A 16713-nucleotide genomic window follows, 5' to 3' on the forward strand; every position below is an offset into this window, starting at 1 on the left:
TGAAATCGCTCAACACATTTTGGAACAGGCTCTCAGGCCGCTTTAGGTGACATTATTATAATGGACATGGCCTATAAGCTGACAACCGAGGTAACACCGGGCAGCAGGCTAACGATGTTGCTGCCGCGATCCCTTGTCCAGCGTAGCGGCCTGATCGGCAATATTCATGGCCTTGTTCTAAAATCAGAAGACCCCCTGACAGAGTTTTTGATCAACTGCACACAAAGTTTCATGAAGGTATCGCCGCACCTGAACCCCGTTCAGATTGAGGGTATACAGAATTCAATTGTCGATATGTTCGCATTGAGCCTAAATGGTAAGCAGTTCAATGCGGCTGAATCAGCAACAATGAACATTATAACCAAACAGCGAATATTGGATTATATTGACAGTAATATCGAAAATCTTTCGCTCTCCACTAGCAGTATCCAAAAACACTTCAGAATATCGCGCTCTCATCTTTATCGCATTTTTGCTGAGAACGAAGGCATTGCGACCGTTATCAGAAACAAACGGCTCGCACTTGCTTTCAGGCGTTTAAGAGCGGCGAACGGCAAGCGAATTCATCTCGCCGAACTGGCCTATCGGTCCGGGTTCAGCGACTATAGTTCGTTCTCGAAGCTATTTCAGGAAAAATATGGTGAAAAGCCAACAGACACGCGCAGTCGGATAAAGCAGAGCACATATGATGACATCGTCTATGATGGACAGCTCATAACCCATTTTAGGCGTTTGCGCGAAATCCATTATGGCAACGAGGATGATAGTCCTTTAAAAACAACGCTCTGATTGCAATCGCCGATTGGCACAATAGTCCCTTGATATATTAGCATGTATAGTGTGCAATCACCGCATTTGCTAGGATCAAGCAACGGGGAGATAGTGCGGGATGGCGGATAAATTGCATTCTATGCTTTCACGCATTCATCCGGCGATCCAACACAATATCCGGCCACTTGTTGGATCCACCCCAGCCTTCATTCTTTTCTTTTCATTTACCGATGCAAAATCCCGTGCACAAACCTTCACCACATCAGCTTCCAGTTTTGAAGACTGCTGGATTACCGGCACCACAAAACTTCTCCAAATCATCGAGCAATCGCAGATGCATGTTAAATGGTTACGGGTCGACTGGGTGGAAGCAGTTTCAGAAGTCCACAAGCCAGAACTGAATGCTCACCTCAGCCAAGTGAAACGCAACTATTTTCGCTATGGAATTTCACTTGATACAAATTTTCAGAGCGCGTTTCTGGAAACCGAGATCAATGGCAACGCAATGCTTTATGGCGGCCCGTCGATCGACCATGCGACCATCAACAAGGCGAACTTTGATCGTTATAAAAAGAGAAACAGAGACTTAGAAAGTGTTTCGATTTCAAGCATAGAAAACCTCTACATCTTTTCTACGCAGGCAATATTTACGTCCAATGATAAAGACACCGTTCATCTCATTCCGGGTGCAGGCCCAAACACAGGAAGACGCGCACTCCAATTGTTGGAACTGCCAGACATTGATGGACTGATCGAACGCGGTAGCCGCTTTCTTGCATCACAGATCGATGCAGAAGGACGTTTCATCTATGGTTGGCATCCCTGTTTTGATCGGAAAATCAATGCCTACAACACGTTGCGTCACGCCAGTACGCTCTATGCCATGATTGAATCCTGGGAAGTTACCCAAGAGGAAAATCTTAAAGCTGCAATCGACAGAGGGCTTTTTTATCTCACCGACACACTCATCAAATTTATCGTCAAAGATAATGTCGAACTTGCTGTACTTACGGAAAAAAACGGCGAGATTAAACTCGGCGGCAATGCCGTCTGTTTGCTGGCGCTCGTCAAATATAGCGAGTTAACGGGAACTGATCGCTATTTGCCGCTTCTGGAAAGCCTGGCTCTTGCCATTCTGCATATGCAAGACACTGAAACGGGCAAGTTCAACCATGTGCTGAACTATCCATCGCTCGACGTCAAAGAGCCGTTTCGCATTATCTATTATGACGGTGAAGCTGCGTTTGGATTGATGCGGCTTTATTCTCTGACAGGCGATTGTCGCTGGCTTAATGCAGTAGAAAATGCATTCCGATATTTCATCAAATCCGATCACTGGAAGGCACACGACCACTGGCTTTCCTATGCCGTAAACGAACTTACGCGCTATCGTCCCGAACGGAAATATTATGAGTTCGGCATCAAAAACTTCGCAGATTATCTGGATTTCGTCGCCAACCGCATCACCACCTTTCCGACGTTGCTGGAATTGATGATGGCAGCGCGGGAGATGATTGAGCGCATTCAATCAGACAAAACATTTGCCCCGCTGCTCAAATCTGTCGATCTCAAGAAATTCTATTTTGCGCTCGAACGACGTGCGCACCATTTACTCAACGGCCATTTCTGGCCAGAACTCGCGATGTTTTACGAAAACCCCGAAAGAATTAACGGAAGCTTCTTCATCCGACATCATGCATTTCGCATACGGATCGACGATGTCGAACATTACCTTTCAGGATTTGCAGCCTATCGCAAATATCGCATCGAATTAGAGCCTTCACCAGCAAAAGCATAACTGGCTAGAGCCATAAGTGTTGCTCATATCTCATATGCATAATACGCAACATATTTTCCTTATTAAATAGGATTTAGACCAGCTTTTGATCTGATTCAGTCAAATCCGCGCTTTATTAGTTAACTTTTATAAACGCATCTGAACCCGAAAAAAGCTCCACACTTTTCGGGATACGCTCCCATAATCAAGCTATCTTTCTTAGAAATTATGAATACAAAATATACTGGAACGGGCTAATTTATTTCTTATCGAATCCATCGGGGCGGAGGGGCAACGTGAAGACTAATCTTACAACTATGCTGACACTGGCAGCTGGCACATGTCTGTCGACGGTCGGCTTTATGACATCAGCACAAGCTATAGATTACTATGACATCAAAGATGCGGCTGGAAATCCGTTCATGCAGGTGCGGGTTTTTAACGTCGGCGATGGCCCTTATTCTGACGAGGACGAGTCCACTTGGAATTTGTCGCAACCAGAAACGCAACAGGTCCTGTCTGCGGTGCAATATTGGGCCGAAATGATTAGCGTGGTACCAGGGAATAATCCGGCCATCATCAATCTCGGAACTTACGATGATCCGGGGGCGTCTGCCCTCAGCCCGGTTTCCGTTCAGAAACCAGGTTCAGGTACGCTGGTTGAAGCCGCGATAACCAATACCGAAGTGGGGCCGTTACAATTTGGTGCGCATGGTTTCATCAATGTCGGCAAGATGAACTGGGCGCCTGCGCCATTCATCGCTTCGCAATTACCGCTGACGCCGCAAGTCGACATGACCAGTGTTCTTATTCATGAAGTGGCCCATGCTTTGGGTGTCAGTTCAGAAACAAGAGAATACCAGACTAACAACCAAATCTATCTTGCATTTCCATCGGTCCTCGATAACTGGTCGACCCATTTGCGCGACGATAATGGTAAAGCCGCTGCGCCTGACCAGATCGTTTATTGCGATGTTTGTTCTTTACCGGGCCAGGACGAAGATATTTTTGATGTGCGTCAGGATCGCGCTTATTTCACCGGAGATTACGTCTCTGAGGTGCTGGCAGGTGCAATGCCCGGCATTCCCGTACGCACAGGCAACGATATTGCTGGACTGGATACACCGGTATTCTCGCATATTGAGCTTAAAAACAGCCTGATGAGCCATCAGAACTATCGAAATTATACCAATCTGATGGAGGCCGAAGTCGCTTCCCTTCAGGATCTTGGTTATACGATAGACAGGCGGAATTTTTTCGGCTTCTCCATTTATGGAGATAATCAGACGCTGATCAATGATAATCCGTTCACTGCCCGCAATGCGAACGGAACTGGCTATATTGCCAATCGTTACAATATGTCCACGCTTGGGCTTGGCCTGCATGTTTATGGCAGCGACAACACTGTCATTCAGCGTGCCGATATTCTCACCGCAGGCGCTGGCGGAGGCGGCATTCGTGTCGATGGAGCCAGCAATGATTTGACCATCCTGCCCGGAACCCGTGTTTATGCCAATGGCGCTTATGCGCGTGGCGTTATGTTCAGCTATGGCAAGGATCATAGCTTCACACAGCGCGGCGATGTCGAAGCGCTAGGCGAACGTGGTATCGCTGCAAGTTTTGATTTCGGTCATAATTCGCTGGGCGATGATACAGAATATCGTGGATCGTATTTTGTCACATCCGACAGTCAGCTGGAAACTGATGCTCCTGAGTATTATCAGTCAGCCCTTGCCGAAGTGAGCGGACCGCTGGTTGCTTCCTTCGATCTCACAGGTCGCGTGGCAGGCAGTTACGCCGCCATTTATATGTCTGACAATGCCTATGTCGGCGCAGTCAATGTCATGGACGGCGCTGTGGTTTCCGGCGACATCATTTCCAATTACAATCAGGTCGATGCGGAAGGTAACCAGCGTCTGACAGCACTGAACTTCGGCCTGAAAGCGGATGCCGATGGCCTTTCAACCGGTGAAGCGGATGCGGGCTTTTCCATAGCCTATGATGGCGATATGACCGGCATCAACAATTTAGCTCTGACGCTTGCCGGTGGCACCACGCAATTAACGGGCAATCACGAACTCTACAATGTCGATATTGCGCAGGGTTCAACACTGACAGGCAAGGGCAGCTATCTGCTCAACGGTCAGGGCGCATTTACCAACAGTGGCACACTCGCTCCCTCAGCAGTTGGACAGGCGATTACGATTAATGGTTCCTACGTCCAGTCTGCTTCCGGAGAATTGCAGCTCGCATTCAGTGATAAAAGTGAAATCAGCAGCCTCATCGTTCAGGGCAATGCGGAGATTGACGGGACTCTGACATTCGCGCCTGATCGTGGCTGGTATCAGAATGGTTTCAGCATCACCTCTGACCGGTGGCTTGATACGGACACGACCACAGGTGCTTTTGCCAATGTTGCAACCACACTTGCTTCACCAACACTCACCGCAACGGCTTCTGACAATGGCGACAACAGCTATACGGTTTCACTAAACCGCGCGGCTGATGCCTACGCGCAATATGGCGATACCGCAAACAGCAAGGCAATTGGTGCAGCTTTTGACCAACTCTCTGGCGATGCCGGATCTGGCCTACAATCGCTTATTACTGCGTTGGACTTCTCAGAAGCGGATGGCTCGACAATTCGTTACGCCTTGCCGCAACTCACCGGCGAAGCCTATGCATCCACATCTGGCGCGCTGATCAATATGAGTGGCGCAACACGCTCGGCGGCCAATAACCGCTTGCAGCAGGCTTTTGGTGGTAAACCCAACGCACCGGTTGCTGTGATGGCATTTGGCCCGGATGAAAAGACAGGCACAAAGCAGCATTCCGGCATTGATCTGGTGGCACCAGCATCCACTGACGATCTGGCGCGATATGCGGCTTGGGCTTCGGCTTTTGGCAGTTGGACAAACCAGTCTGGCAATGGCAATGCGGCAGGCAGCAAATCATCGCTTGGCGGATTCGTCAGCGGCATTGATGCGGCCATCTATGACAACTGGCGTTTGGGCGTCATGGCTGGCTATAGCCGTTCAACATTCAAGTCGGCGGAGCGCGCTTCGTCAGGCTCCAGCGATAACTATACTCTGGGCGCTTATACCGGCACCGAGTGGACCGCCCCACAGGCCACTATCGCCTTACGTTCAGGCCTTGCCTACACATGGCATAATCTGGAGATGAACCGTTCCGTTGCCTTCCCCGGCTTTTCCGATAATCTGTTGGCAGATTACAATGCTGGTAGTTTCCAGATTTTTGGCGAACTTGGTTATAAGGTCAGCGTCGCGCCGCGCTCAATGATTGAGCCTTATGCGAACCTTGCTTATGTTCATCTGCACACCGATGGCTTTATCGAAAAAGGCGTCAATGGTGCAGCGCTGACTGTTCAGTCCGATAATATGGATACCACGCTTTCCACGCTTGGCATGCGGGCATCGACAGGATTTGAACTTGGCAGTGTGCCAACAACCGCGCGGGTCGATCTTGGCTGGCGTCACGCGTTTGGCGATGTCACTCCGACATCAACGGCAAGCTTTGCAGCAGGATCTTCGCTGTTCACAGCGACCGGCAATGCAATCGGAAAGGATACGGCACTTATCGAAGCCGGATTTGATTTCGAGTTGAGCAAGCAGGCCGCCATCGGGGTTTCCTATCAGGGCCAGTTCGGTTCCGGTCTTACCCAGAATGGCATCAACGCAGATCTGCGTGTGAAATTTTAAGCTGGTTAAATATGAAAGTAACAGGGCGGCTTTGCACAAGCCGCCCTGTCATTCATTTCAGATAATGGATATGCGGTCGAGCGCTGTGAGGCGATAATTCCACCCGCGCATCAACGCAAAACACGTCTTTCAAGACACGCTCATTGATAACATCTTCCGGTGTGCCGGAGGCCACAATCTTGCCTGCCTGCATGACAAGCAGCTCATCGCAGAACATGGCCGCATGGTTGAGATCATGAAGCGCGATAATGCTGGTGATAGGCAGGCCTGAAACAAGCCGCAGCAGGCTCATCTGATGCTGAATATCGAGATGATTGGTCGGTTCATCAAGGATCAGCTCTTTAGGCGTCTGTGCAAGTGCTCTTGCAATATGCGCTCGCTGCTTCTCACCACCCGACAGGCTTTGCCAGCTTTCATTGCGTTTGCCTGTCATGCTGGTGCGCTCGACAGCATCCTCGACGGCTGCATCATCCTCACTCGCCCAGCCGGAAAACATCGATCTGTGTGGAAATCGACCAAGTTTGATAACGTCTATGACCTTAAGATTGGCATTGGTCGTGGCATGTTGTTCGACAAAGGCCACGCGTTGAGCAACGGCACGCCGCGCTATCGCTGTAATATCCGTGTTATCCAGCAGAACGCGCCCGGAATTTGGCCGCTTCAACCCTGCAATCAGGCGCAGAAGCGACGTTTTGCCGGAGCCATTTGGTCCGAGAAGGCCCAGCATTTTCCCGGATTTCGCTTCAAACGAAACATCATCCAGAATGGTCTTCTTACCAATTTTCCAGGTTAGATTTTCTACCTTGATCGTCATGACGCGCGCTGAAACCGATAAAGAATGATGGAAAAGACCGGCACGCCAACCAGCGCGGTTACAACGCCAATGGGCAAGACCTGGTGCGGTATGAGTGCGCGCGAAGCAATGTCGGCCAAAACCATGAAAATCGCGCCAATAATTGCGCAGGCTGGCAGCAATCTAATATGCAGCGGGCCTACAATAAAGCGTGCCGCATGCGGGACAACCAATCCGACAAACCCGATAGAACCGACCATACTGACGATTGTAGCTGTCATCATTGCAGTCAGCGCAAAAAGCACAATACGCGCACGACCGACATTGACGCCCAGCGAAGAGGCCGCTTCATCACCAAAGGCAAAGGCGTCGAGAACATGCGCATAAAGCAGGCATGCCAGAAGGCCGAAGGTAATAATGATTGAAACCAGCATAAATTCAGGCCAGCGAACGCCACCAAAGCTGCCGAGCAGCCAGAACATCACATCGCGCGCCTGCTGCGCATTTCCCGATGTGGTGACAATGTAAGAGGTCGTGGCGTTGAAAAGCTGAGATGCTGCAACGCCCGCAAGAATTGTTCGGTCTGCACCGCCCCGTGTGCCGTTTGACAGAAGGGCAACAAAGAAGAAAGCTCCGAAAGCACCAACAAAAGCGCCCGCAGACAACGACACCGCGCCCGCGCCAATCCCCAAAATGACAACAACAACCGCACCGGTAGAGGCACCCGCCGAAATGCCAAGCACATAGGGCTCCGCCAAGGGATTGCGCAACAACGATTGCATAATTGCGCCCGAGAGGGCGAGGCCCGCACCGCAAAAAGCCGCCACGAGCGCACGGCTGAGGCGATAATCCCAGATCACCGTCTCATGAATGCGGTTCAGCTCTACGCTCGTCCATCCCAGACGATTGGTTATTGCAGCCAATGTGGTCGATAACGGGATGGGCAAATCGCCAATCCCGACACTAATACCAACGACTGTTCCAATCGCTGCAAGGGAGGCCAACAGCAAAAGACTGAAAGCCCCCCAATGCCTCAGAGCTGAGAGCTTCAGAGATTGGCTTGCGACATTCACTTTAGAATACCAAGTTCTTTCAACTGGGTTGCAACCTGCTCGGCACCATAGATCGTGCGAATGGTCGGGTTCATTGCCTGACCATCCATAACAACGATAGCTTTGTTCTTCACAGCAGGTATCTGGCTGACAGCCGGGTCGCTGTTGAGAAACGCAATCTTGGCTTCTGGCTTATCAAGTTCCCAGCGGTTGCGATCAAGATTGGCAACAACAATAACATCAGGATTGGATGCAATGATACTTTCCCAGCCAAGTGTCGGCCATTCGGCTTCCGCCTTGATCGCGTTTTCACCGCCAAGGACGTCGGCTATATATGTCGAGGCTCCATTTCCGCCGCCCAGATACGCATCAGCGGATGGTGACTGGCTGGAGAACCAGAAGACATAGGAGAGCGTTTTATCACCAGCGGATACGCTCGCGCGCAATGCCGCTTCACGCGCCTTGAAATCAGAAATCAGTGCCTGACCGCGATCCGCAACGTCAAAAATCTGCGAAAGCTCATCGATTTCCTTGTAAAGAAGATCCATGTTCCAAAGCTTGTCACGGCTGCCATATTCGTCCTTGACCTGCTCGGTGCTCAGGCATGTGCTTGGCGAGAGATAGGTTGGAATTTCAAGCTTATCGAAATCTTCGCGCTTGGCGACCTTACTGCTCGGTCCAATGAGGCTCGGCAATGCAGCAGCTACGAAATCAGGGTTTTCCGCGAGGATCGATTCAAAAGTCGGAAATTCGACGGTCAGAAGCTTGACCTTGGAATTGGCAGTTTCCAACTGCGGCAGAACTTTACTCGGCCAGAACGCCGTTCCGGCCATCTTATCTTCAAGGCCCAGAAGCAGCATGATTTCTGCGCTGTTCTGTCCAAGACCGACCGCACGTTCCGGCGCCTTCTTAATCGTGATCTTCGCGCCGCAATTATCAATAGTCAGCGGATATTGTGTAGCCGCAGCACCAGCCGGGCTCATTTGGAAAGCCAGAACAGCGGCAAGGCCGGAGGCGGACAGGAAAGACTTCAATGATCGCACGGAGAAACCTCTGGGTTAAGCGCTGGGGGCCATTAGAAATGGCCTGATATAATTTGCTACCCTATAATCCCTATGCCTGGTTAAAAACAAGATCGTGCAAGTCATATTTTAAATGCGGTTGTAACCATACTCATATTGTTTGAAGGGTGAGACCTTTTTTTGAGATTCCACCCATAGAGCGCATCCCGAAAAGTGTGAAACGGTTTTCGGGATGCGCGTTAAAACAAACATTGAGAGCGCCCGTCTGATTCAATCAGATCGAAACGCGCTCTGAGTGTTCTCAGCATGGCTGCGTTTGCGGCACTCGACGACTTAACTGGATGAGCGCCAGAGCGACCAGCGCTGTCATGCCACCGGCAACGGGTACCAATGCATAACTCATTCCAGCATTGATGACAGCGCCGCCTATCCCTGCACCAATGGCATTACCGAGATTGAATGCACCAATATTGATGGAGGACGCAAGACTGGGCGCTTCCGATGCGGCCTGCATGACACGCATCTGCAAGGGAGGCACGATGGCGAACGCAGCAATTCCCCAAATCAGAAGCGTCAAGGCCGCACCGACCGCGCTTGTCATCAGAAATGGCGAAAGCAACATAGTGCCTGAAAGCAATGCCAGAAATATTGTCGCCGCTCCGGTCAGCGACCAATCGGCTGCGCGACCACCAATCCAGTTACCAATTGTAAAGCCGACGCCAATCAACATGAGCGCAAAAGTAACAAAGGTATTGGAGGCACCAATCTGGTTTTGCAGGATCGGCGTCACATAGGTATAGAGCACAAACATGGCGCTTGCACCCAATACGGTCGTGAGCATCGGAAGAACCACTTCCGCACGTGTCATCACGCGCAGCTCGCGCCGCACATCTGGCTTCCGACCGGAACCACCTTTTGGGAGCGCTGCGGCCAGTCCGCCCATAGTAATCAGTCCAAGAACTGCGGTCGCGCCAAACGCCTCGCGCCATCCAATCTGCTGGCCGATCCATGTCGCGACAGGCACACCGCCAATATTGGCAATTGTAAGACCCATGAACATGGTCGCAACCGCTGCCGCTTGCTTCTCCGGCTTCACGAGACTTGCTGCAACTACAGCCCCCAGACCAAAATAAGCACCATGGTTGAGGCTCGTCACAATGCGCGCCATAAGCAATGTCCAGTAGCCCGGCGCAAATGCTGACATCACATTGCCGATGGTAAAGATAGCCATCAGAGCGATCAACGCCGTTCGCTTGCCAAACCGGGAAAACAAAAGCGTCATGACCGGTGCGCCAATCATCACCCCAACAGCATAGGCGCTTATCAGCAACCCGGCTGAGGGGATTGAAACATCCACACCCTGTGCGATGACAGGCAGCATGCCCATCGGAGCGAATTCCGTCACACCAATTCCGAATGCTCCAACCGCCAGCGCCAGCAACGGCCAGTTAAATCCGCTCTTTTCCATACCATTTCCTCGAAAAATTCTTAGCCGCTTATTGAGAACGCAAAACGTTTCGAAAGCGGGTAGTTGGAGCAGAAATAAGCCAGCGTCAAATCCTTGACAACGCCATCACGCGGCATATGATTTATGAATCATTTTCATAAATGGAAGCGAATATGGACAATCGTGTCGGTGAAATGGATGTATTTCTACGCGTCGTAGATACCGGAAATTTCTCGGAAGCTGCGCGGCAACTGCACATGACCCCATCCAATGTATCTAAATTGATCGCTCGCCTCGAAACGCGATTGCGCGTGCGACTGCTGGAACGCTCAACCCGTCGCCTTTCCCTGACTGCGGAGGGTCGGCGCTATTACGAACGCGGTCAAGCACTGCTTTCCGAGCTCGAAGATATTGAACGCGAAGCGTCACAGATTGCAGCGAGTGCTGGTGGAACCGTACGGGTAACGTCATCGGTTGGTTTCGCAACTATGGCAATTGAGCCATTGCTGCCGGAATTTTGGAAAGAACACCCCAATATCGTGATCGACTTGTCCCTTTCCGATGAACTTGTCGACCTCTATCTGGATCGTACGGATGTTGCCTTTCGCATCGGTGTACTGAGCGACTCGTCGTTGACAGCTACAAAACTTGGGACTGCGAGGCGAAGAATAGTCGCTTCACCCTCTTATCTGGAGAAGCACGGCATTCCCGAAACGATCAGAGATCTCAAGCGACATCAGTGTTTGGGATTCAATTTTCGGCGCTCAGCACAATCATCCAACGTGCTCAACTCTCGGCGCATTTTTGATCAGGCACCCGGCGCACTGTTGCTGGCCAATAATGGCGAAACCGTAAAACGACTGGCAATTCACGGAATGGGCATTGCTCAGCTTGGCGAATATCATATCCGCGACGAGCTTCGATCTGGTGCGCTCACTGAAATTCTTCTTGAAGAAAGCAAGGATGATACCGAAGATTTGCATGTGGTTTTCATCGGTGGCGAAAGACTTCCCCACCGCGTTCGTGCGTTTCTGGATTTTATGACACCACGACTAAGGGACTATATCGCGCAAAAATAGCAACCAGGCGGCCTTCGAGACCATGTCGAAAGACCTGGACGGTTGTTGGATGAGGCACGCATTTTAACAAATGATTAGGCTGCGTTGAGGATTATTTTTCGAGCGTCTTTATTTATGACAAACGACTTATTCGTTTGGAACTTAAATACTCACATGCCGTTAATGGCGATCAATCGCAAATTTTTGCACGCGGACGGCTGGTATGCATGTATCCTCCACCTCTCAGCTGAGCCGACGTTCGCTTCTGGCGCTCGCTGTCCTCAATTTTTTTCTTGCCGATGCACGCGATGGACTTGGTCCATTTCTTGACGGCTTTCTGGCGACAAACGGCTGGTCACCGCTCACACTGGGTATCGTCGCTACCACAGGTGGGGTTCTGGGTATGATCGCAACACCGCTTTTTGGTGCGTGGGTGGATGCATCCAAGCGCAAGCGGATGCTAATCATCATGCCTGTGATACTCGTTACGGCAGCAGCCCTATGGACCCTAGCAGATCCAGGAAATGCATCAGTATTCGGCGGTCAATCTGCAACCGCAATTGTGGGCGCTATTGTCGGCCCTGCTCTTATGGGACTGACACTCGGCCTTGTTGGTGAGCAAAACTTCTCGCGTCAGGTTTCACGTAATGAGTTTTGGAACCATTCGGGGAATGTCATTTCTCTCGTTGGCGTCTACTTTGCTGCATCGGCATTTGGTTTGGCCGGGATCATATCATTGATGGTTATCACGGCCATCGCCACAATTATCGCAGCGCTTGCCATCAATCCGAAAGAGATAAACAACGACGTTGCCCGTGGCCTTTCTCATAAAGACAATAGCGATGCTCCGGCACCATCTGGGTATTCCATCCTGTTCAACAGTAAGGGTCTGATACTGCTTGCCGTGACTTTAATGATCTTTCACTTCGGAAACGCGCCTATCAGCAGACTTATAGCCCAAGACTTTTCCATCCAGTTGGGAACGCCTTTTCGTACCACTGCCGTGACAACAGGTGTGTCACAACTTTCAATGATTGTTATGGCACTGGCTGCTCCGTTTCTCATTAAACGTTTTGGATTATCGACGATCTTTATAATCGCCTTGATGGCGCTTCCTATTCGCGGTGCCATTGCCGGATCTTTCAGAAATTTCGGGGTTATTTTCCCTGTTCAGGTCCTTGACGGTGTTGGCGCGGGCCTCATCGGCATAGCCACTCCGATTGCAGCCGAACAGATTCTTTCGGGCACCGGGCGTTTTAACGTCGGATTTGCCGCGGTGATGACAATGCAAGGCATAGGCGCATCCCTGAGCAATCTCGTTGCAGGTTGGCTCACAGATTTAGGCGGATACGGTCTGGCTTACTGGGTACATGGCGGAATTGCCGCGTTTGCCATGGTCTCGTTTATCGTCGGTCGCAAAGCTATCGTACCGGAACGAACAAAAGAAACCGAACCTGGTAGAGCCGAGGCACCAGCACTTCCCATGTGAATGAGAGCGCATCCCGAAAACAGCGTCGCGTTTTTTGCATGCGCTCCTGGTTTCGTAGGTAAGTCCTGAATAGTTATTCAGGCGACCTGACCGAGATAAGTGTCAAGCCGTTCGCCCTTCATGACGAGCTTTGAACACAGCTTCGCCGATTTTTCCTTCACAGCTTCAAGATTGCGCGGCTTACCGACCTGGATCACACCAATCATGGCCAACATCAGATGCGGCGGGCAATAATAGAGATACACACCTTCCTGATCGACAGTGACCGTAAACTTCTCATCAAGCTTGCTTTCCATGGCTTCACACCTTCCGGCACTGCAAAGGACTGGACATAATGACTGGTGTTTTCCGGAATGAAGGTAACCGTGTCACCAATCTCGGCTTTCACATAGGCTGGCTCCAAAACCAGGCTTTTTGAATAAAACCAACAATATTAGACTAATTAAGACATGGCGCACGATTCTGGGCAGTTGTTGTGCAAGCCACCCTCCCACAGTCCAAGATAAATGTATTAACCAGTAATTTATTAATTATCACGGAAATGAATTTGTCTTTTAATCGCTCTAGACCTAATGCAACGAATAGCCCAATATATGAGCACTAGTTTAATTAGCGCTACGCAGAAATTGAAGCTGAGTGCGTGAGTTATTCTGGAGAATCCCGCTCATCGCAGGAGAATAATTATTTATTCCTGCGTTCAAAGTGCATGTGTCGTGCACCCAATCGTTATTCAAAAGACCTCCTCAAAAATCAGAGATTAGAAGCCGTCATCAGAAGTCACTAAACTTGATTGTTACCTTAGAAAGAGACGTTATGGATATTTCTACCAAACAACTAAGTGATACACATTCCATCATTGGTAAGACACTCGCTACGCCCGCAATAAGAGCAGATCGTTGGCTTACTATTCTTTCTGAAGGACGCTTTTGGGTAAATGGAGACGATACACGACATGAAACAATCGGTCATGTGCTGGCAGGGCTGGAAACGATTGAACGCTTTTTTGCGTATCCGGGCAGTTCCGTGCTCGACAAATTGCATGCACGTCTCAATGATAATGATGCAAAAGGTTTCTTGAGAGCCGCACAGAATATTTCGACAAGTATCATCTCCCAAAAATATATGTCGAACAGTTCAGCATGGGATGATTGGGATAGCGATGACAGCGCTCCGGCGGATCGCTTGCCGCAGGCAATCAGCCACATCAATCGCAAGCCTTATTTTGAAGTCCTGGCAGTCGTTCCGCATGTGTCGTCTCGCTGGCAGCATATTGCGCTGGAAGCGCGCTCGGTTCGGCGACCTGAGGATGAATTCAACTATGAAACTGTTGTGGTTGGAAATGCAGAAGATGCATTGACCGCTATTCTCGTCAATCCAACGATTGCGTCTGTCGTGCTGTATGAAGGGTTTGCGGCAAAGGCTGCCGCAACCAATCCTTTGATCACTGCAATTTCAGAAGTCGTCGATCTCGACGAAATCAAAGACGACAGCCTTCTTGCTTTGCGCACCGCGCAGGCGATCAAAAAGATACGGCCCGAACTCGATATTTATCTGCTCAGTGATCGTGAAATCGAGCATCTGGCAGGAGAAGCCTCAAACCAGATATTCAGCCGGCTATTCTATCAGGTGGAAGAGCCGCTCGAACTGCATTTGTCGATTTTGGAAGGCGTTCACAAGCGCTACCACACACCGTTCTTCGATAATCTCAAGCATTATGCCGCCCGACCAATTGCAACTTTCCACGCACTCCCGATTGCGCGCGGTAAGGCCGTGTTTAAGTCCAACTGGATTCGCGATATGGGCGAATTCTATGGGCCGAACCTGTTTCTCGCAGAAAGTTCGGCAACGACAGGCGGTCTCGACAGCCTGCTGGAACCCACCGGTAATATCAAAGAAGCGCAGGAACTGGCTGCACGGGCCTTTGGTGCCGATCACGTTTTCTTCGTGACCAACGGCACGTCTACAAGCAACAAAATGGTGCTTCAGGCGCTGCTGGCACCGGGCGATATTGTCATTATCGACCGCAATTGTCACAAGTCGCACCATTATGGATGTGTGCTCGCGGGTGCCGAGCCTTATTATGTCGAAGCTTTCGCTTTGACCCAATATTCCATGTATGGCGCCGTGCCGATCAGCACGATCAAGAAGGCGCTTTTAACGCTGCGCGCAGCCGGTCAACTCGACCGGGTGAAGATGATAGATCTCACCAACTGTACCTTTGACGGACATGTTTATAATACGCGCCGCGTCATGGAAGAATGTCTGGCGATCAAACCCGACCTGATCTTCCTGTGGGACGAAGCATGGTTCGGTTTTGCACATTGGTCCCCGCTCCTGCGCCAGAGAACGGCAATGGGGGCAGCACTACTGGTCGAAGATTATCTGAAAACGCCAGAGGCAAAGCAGGCCTTCCTCAAGCAAAAAGAAGAACTTGGCGACAATCCATCCGATGATATTCTGCTTACAACGCGACTGATCCCTGATCCGGACGCCGTGACCTTGCGTGTTTATCAGACCAATTCCATCCATAAATCCATGTCAGCACTTCGTCAGGGGTCGGTTGTTCTTGTCCGGGATGCATTATTCAACGACGTAGAAGCGCAGTTCCACGAAGCCGTGTTCACGCATGCATCGACAAGCCCAAATCTGCAAATTATTGCAAGCCTTGACGTCGCAAGACGCCAGATGGAACTTGAAGGTTACGGACTTGTCGCCAATGCCTTGCAGATCGCGTTGGAAATCCGCAAGCAGGTCAACAGCCATCCGGTCATCTCGAAATATTTCCGCGTTCTCAACAATGCTGAAATGATCCCGGAAGATTATCGTAAATCGAGCCTGACGGACTTCAATGATGCATCGGTTTCATGGACGGATGCCGTGCAAGCAGTGCGTGACGACGAGTTTCTGCTCGACCCGACACGCATGACGCTGACCTGTGGTCAGGCTGGTTTTGACGGCACGACTTTCAAGAATATTCTCGCGGACCGGTTCAACATTCAGGTCAACAAGACGTCCCGCAACAGCATTTTGCTGCAATCGAATATCAACAATTCGCGCAGTGACGTTGCTCTTCTGGTGCGCGTTCTGCTCGAAATCGCGCAGGAAATTGAAGCGGACCTGAAAGAGGGCGGAGAGGATCGTTCCAAGAGCTTTGCAGCGAAAGTCCGCACACTCGTGGATGATGTGCCGGATCTTCCGAACTTCAGTCAATTTGATGCACGTTATCGCTCAGATCCTGAGGCTGCAACGCTGAACGGCAATATTCGCGGCGCATTCTATGATGCCTATAAAAAGGAGGAGTGCGAGTATATTGCGCTTCACAGTGCGGATGTCGAGGAAAGACTTGAGAAGGGCCCGGCACTTGTCTCGGCAAACTTCGTCATTCCTTATCCACCGGGTTTCCCGATCATGGTTCCGGGACAGGTCATCACGCATGAGATTATCGAATTCATGCGCAAGCTTGATGTCAAGGAAATCCACGGTTACGACAAATCCGTTGGACTGAAAGTTCTCAAGCGCTCAGCGTAAATTTCGTGGAAGCTATAGCGCCGATTAATGTGACATTGATCGGCGCTTTCTCTTGTT

Annotated in this window: 11 protein-coding genes; 6 read left to right on the plus strand and 5 right to left on the minus strand. The window is 50.5% G+C overall.

Annotated features, from left to right (window positions below):
• The first annotated feature begins 60 nt into the window (after positions 1–60).
• The 3 genes from CEV31_RS18160 (at position 61) to CEV31_RS18170 (ending at position 6267) form a co-directional block, all read left to right on the plus strand.
• A complete protein-coding gene (locus tag CEV31_RS18160; protein WP_094509216.1) occupies positions 61–789 on the plus strand; it encodes a helix-turn-helix domain-containing protein in 729 nt (242 codons plus the stop codon).
• A gap of 100 nt (positions 790–889) precedes the next feature.
• Positions 890–2569: a glycoside hydrolase family protein gene (locus tag CEV31_RS18165; RefSeq protein ID WP_094509218.1), complete on the plus strand. Its 1680-nt coding sequence runs from the start codon at positions 890–892 to the stop codon at positions 2567–2569.
• A gap of 275 nt (positions 2570–2844) precedes the next feature.
• Positions 2845–6267, plus strand: coding sequence for an autotransporter family protein (locus CEV31_RS18170; RefSeq protein ID WP_235818156.1), 3423 nt, complete (start codon positions 2845–2847; stop codon positions 6265–6267).
• A 52-nt stretch (positions 6268–6319) separates the two neighbouring features.
• On the opposite strand, the gene CEV31_RS18175 is transcribed toward CEV31_RS18170, so the two are convergent.
• The 4 genes from CEV31_RS18175 to CEV31_RS18190 all read right to left on the minus strand — a co-directional run bounded on the left by CEV31_RS18175 (position 6320) and on the right by CEV31_RS18190 (position 10602).
• The gene (locus tag CEV31_RS18175) at positions 6320–7081 is read right to left on the minus strand and encodes an ABC transporter ATP-binding protein (protein WP_094509220.1); all 762 of its coding nucleotides are present in this window, start codon (positions 7079–7081) and stop codon (positions 6320–6322) included.
• The gene (locus CEV31_RS18180) at positions 7078–8133 is read right to left on the minus strand and encodes an iron chelate uptake ABC transporter family permease subunit (protein WP_094509223.1); all 1056 of its coding nucleotides are present in this window, start codon (positions 8131–8133) and stop codon (positions 7078–7080) included. Before CEV31_RS18180 ends, CEV31_RS18175 begins: the two co-directional genes overlap by 4 nt.
• Positions 8130–9155 carry an ABC transporter substrate-binding protein gene (locus tag CEV31_RS18185; RefSeq protein WP_094509225.1) on the minus strand — a complete coding sequence of 342 codons (1026 nt, stop codon included), beginning with the start codon at positions 9153–9155 and terminating at the stop codon, positions 8130–8132. The genes CEV31_RS18180 and CEV31_RS18185 overlap by 4 nt, the downstream gene beginning before the upstream one ends.
• A 280-nt stretch (positions 9156–9435) precedes the next feature.
• A complete protein-coding gene (locus CEV31_RS18190; RefSeq protein ID WP_094509227.1) occupies positions 9436–10602 on the minus strand; it encodes an MFS transporter in 1167 nt (388 codons plus the stop codon).
• A 152-nt stretch (positions 10603–10754) separates the two neighbouring features.
• On the opposite strand from CEV31_RS18190, the gene CEV31_RS18195 reads away from it, so the two are divergent.
• Positions 10755–11660, plus strand: a complete 906-nt coding sequence (locus CEV31_RS18195; RefSeq protein WP_094509307.1) for a LysR family transcriptional regulator — start codon at positions 10755–10757, stop codon at positions 11658–11660.
• A gap of 202 nt (positions 11661–11862) precedes the next feature.
• The gene (locus tag CEV31_RS18200; protein WP_094509229.1) at positions 11863–13128 is read left to right on the plus strand and encodes an MFS transporter; all 1266 of its coding nucleotides are present in this window, start codon (positions 11863–11865) and stop codon (positions 13126–13128) included.
• Positions 13129–13205: 77 nt separating this feature from the next.
• Here CEV31_RS18200 and CEV31_RS18205 read toward each other — a convergent pair whose 3' ends face one another.
• On the minus strand, positions 13206–13424 hold the full coding sequence (locus CEV31_RS18205) for a plastocyanin/azurin family copper-binding protein (RefSeq protein WP_235818158.1): 219 nt from the start codon (positions 13422–13424) through the stop codon (positions 13206–13208).
• A 517-nt stretch (positions 13425–13941) separates the two neighbouring features.
• On the opposite strand from CEV31_RS18205, the gene CEV31_RS18210 reads away from it, so the two are divergent.
• Positions 13942–16656 carry an aminotransferase class I/II-fold pyridoxal phosphate-dependent enzyme gene (locus tag CEV31_RS18210; protein ID WP_094509231.1) on the plus strand — a complete coding sequence of 905 codons (2715 nt, stop codon included), beginning with the start codon at positions 13942–13944 and terminating at the stop codon, positions 16654–16656.
• Positions 16657–16713 lie beyond the last annotated feature (57 nt).

Source organism: Brucella thiophenivorans (assembly GCF_002252445.1).
In the GTDB taxonomy this organism is placed as follows: domain Bacteria; phylum Pseudomonadota; class Alphaproteobacteria; order Rhizobiales; family Rhizobiaceae; genus Brucella; species Brucella thiophenivorans.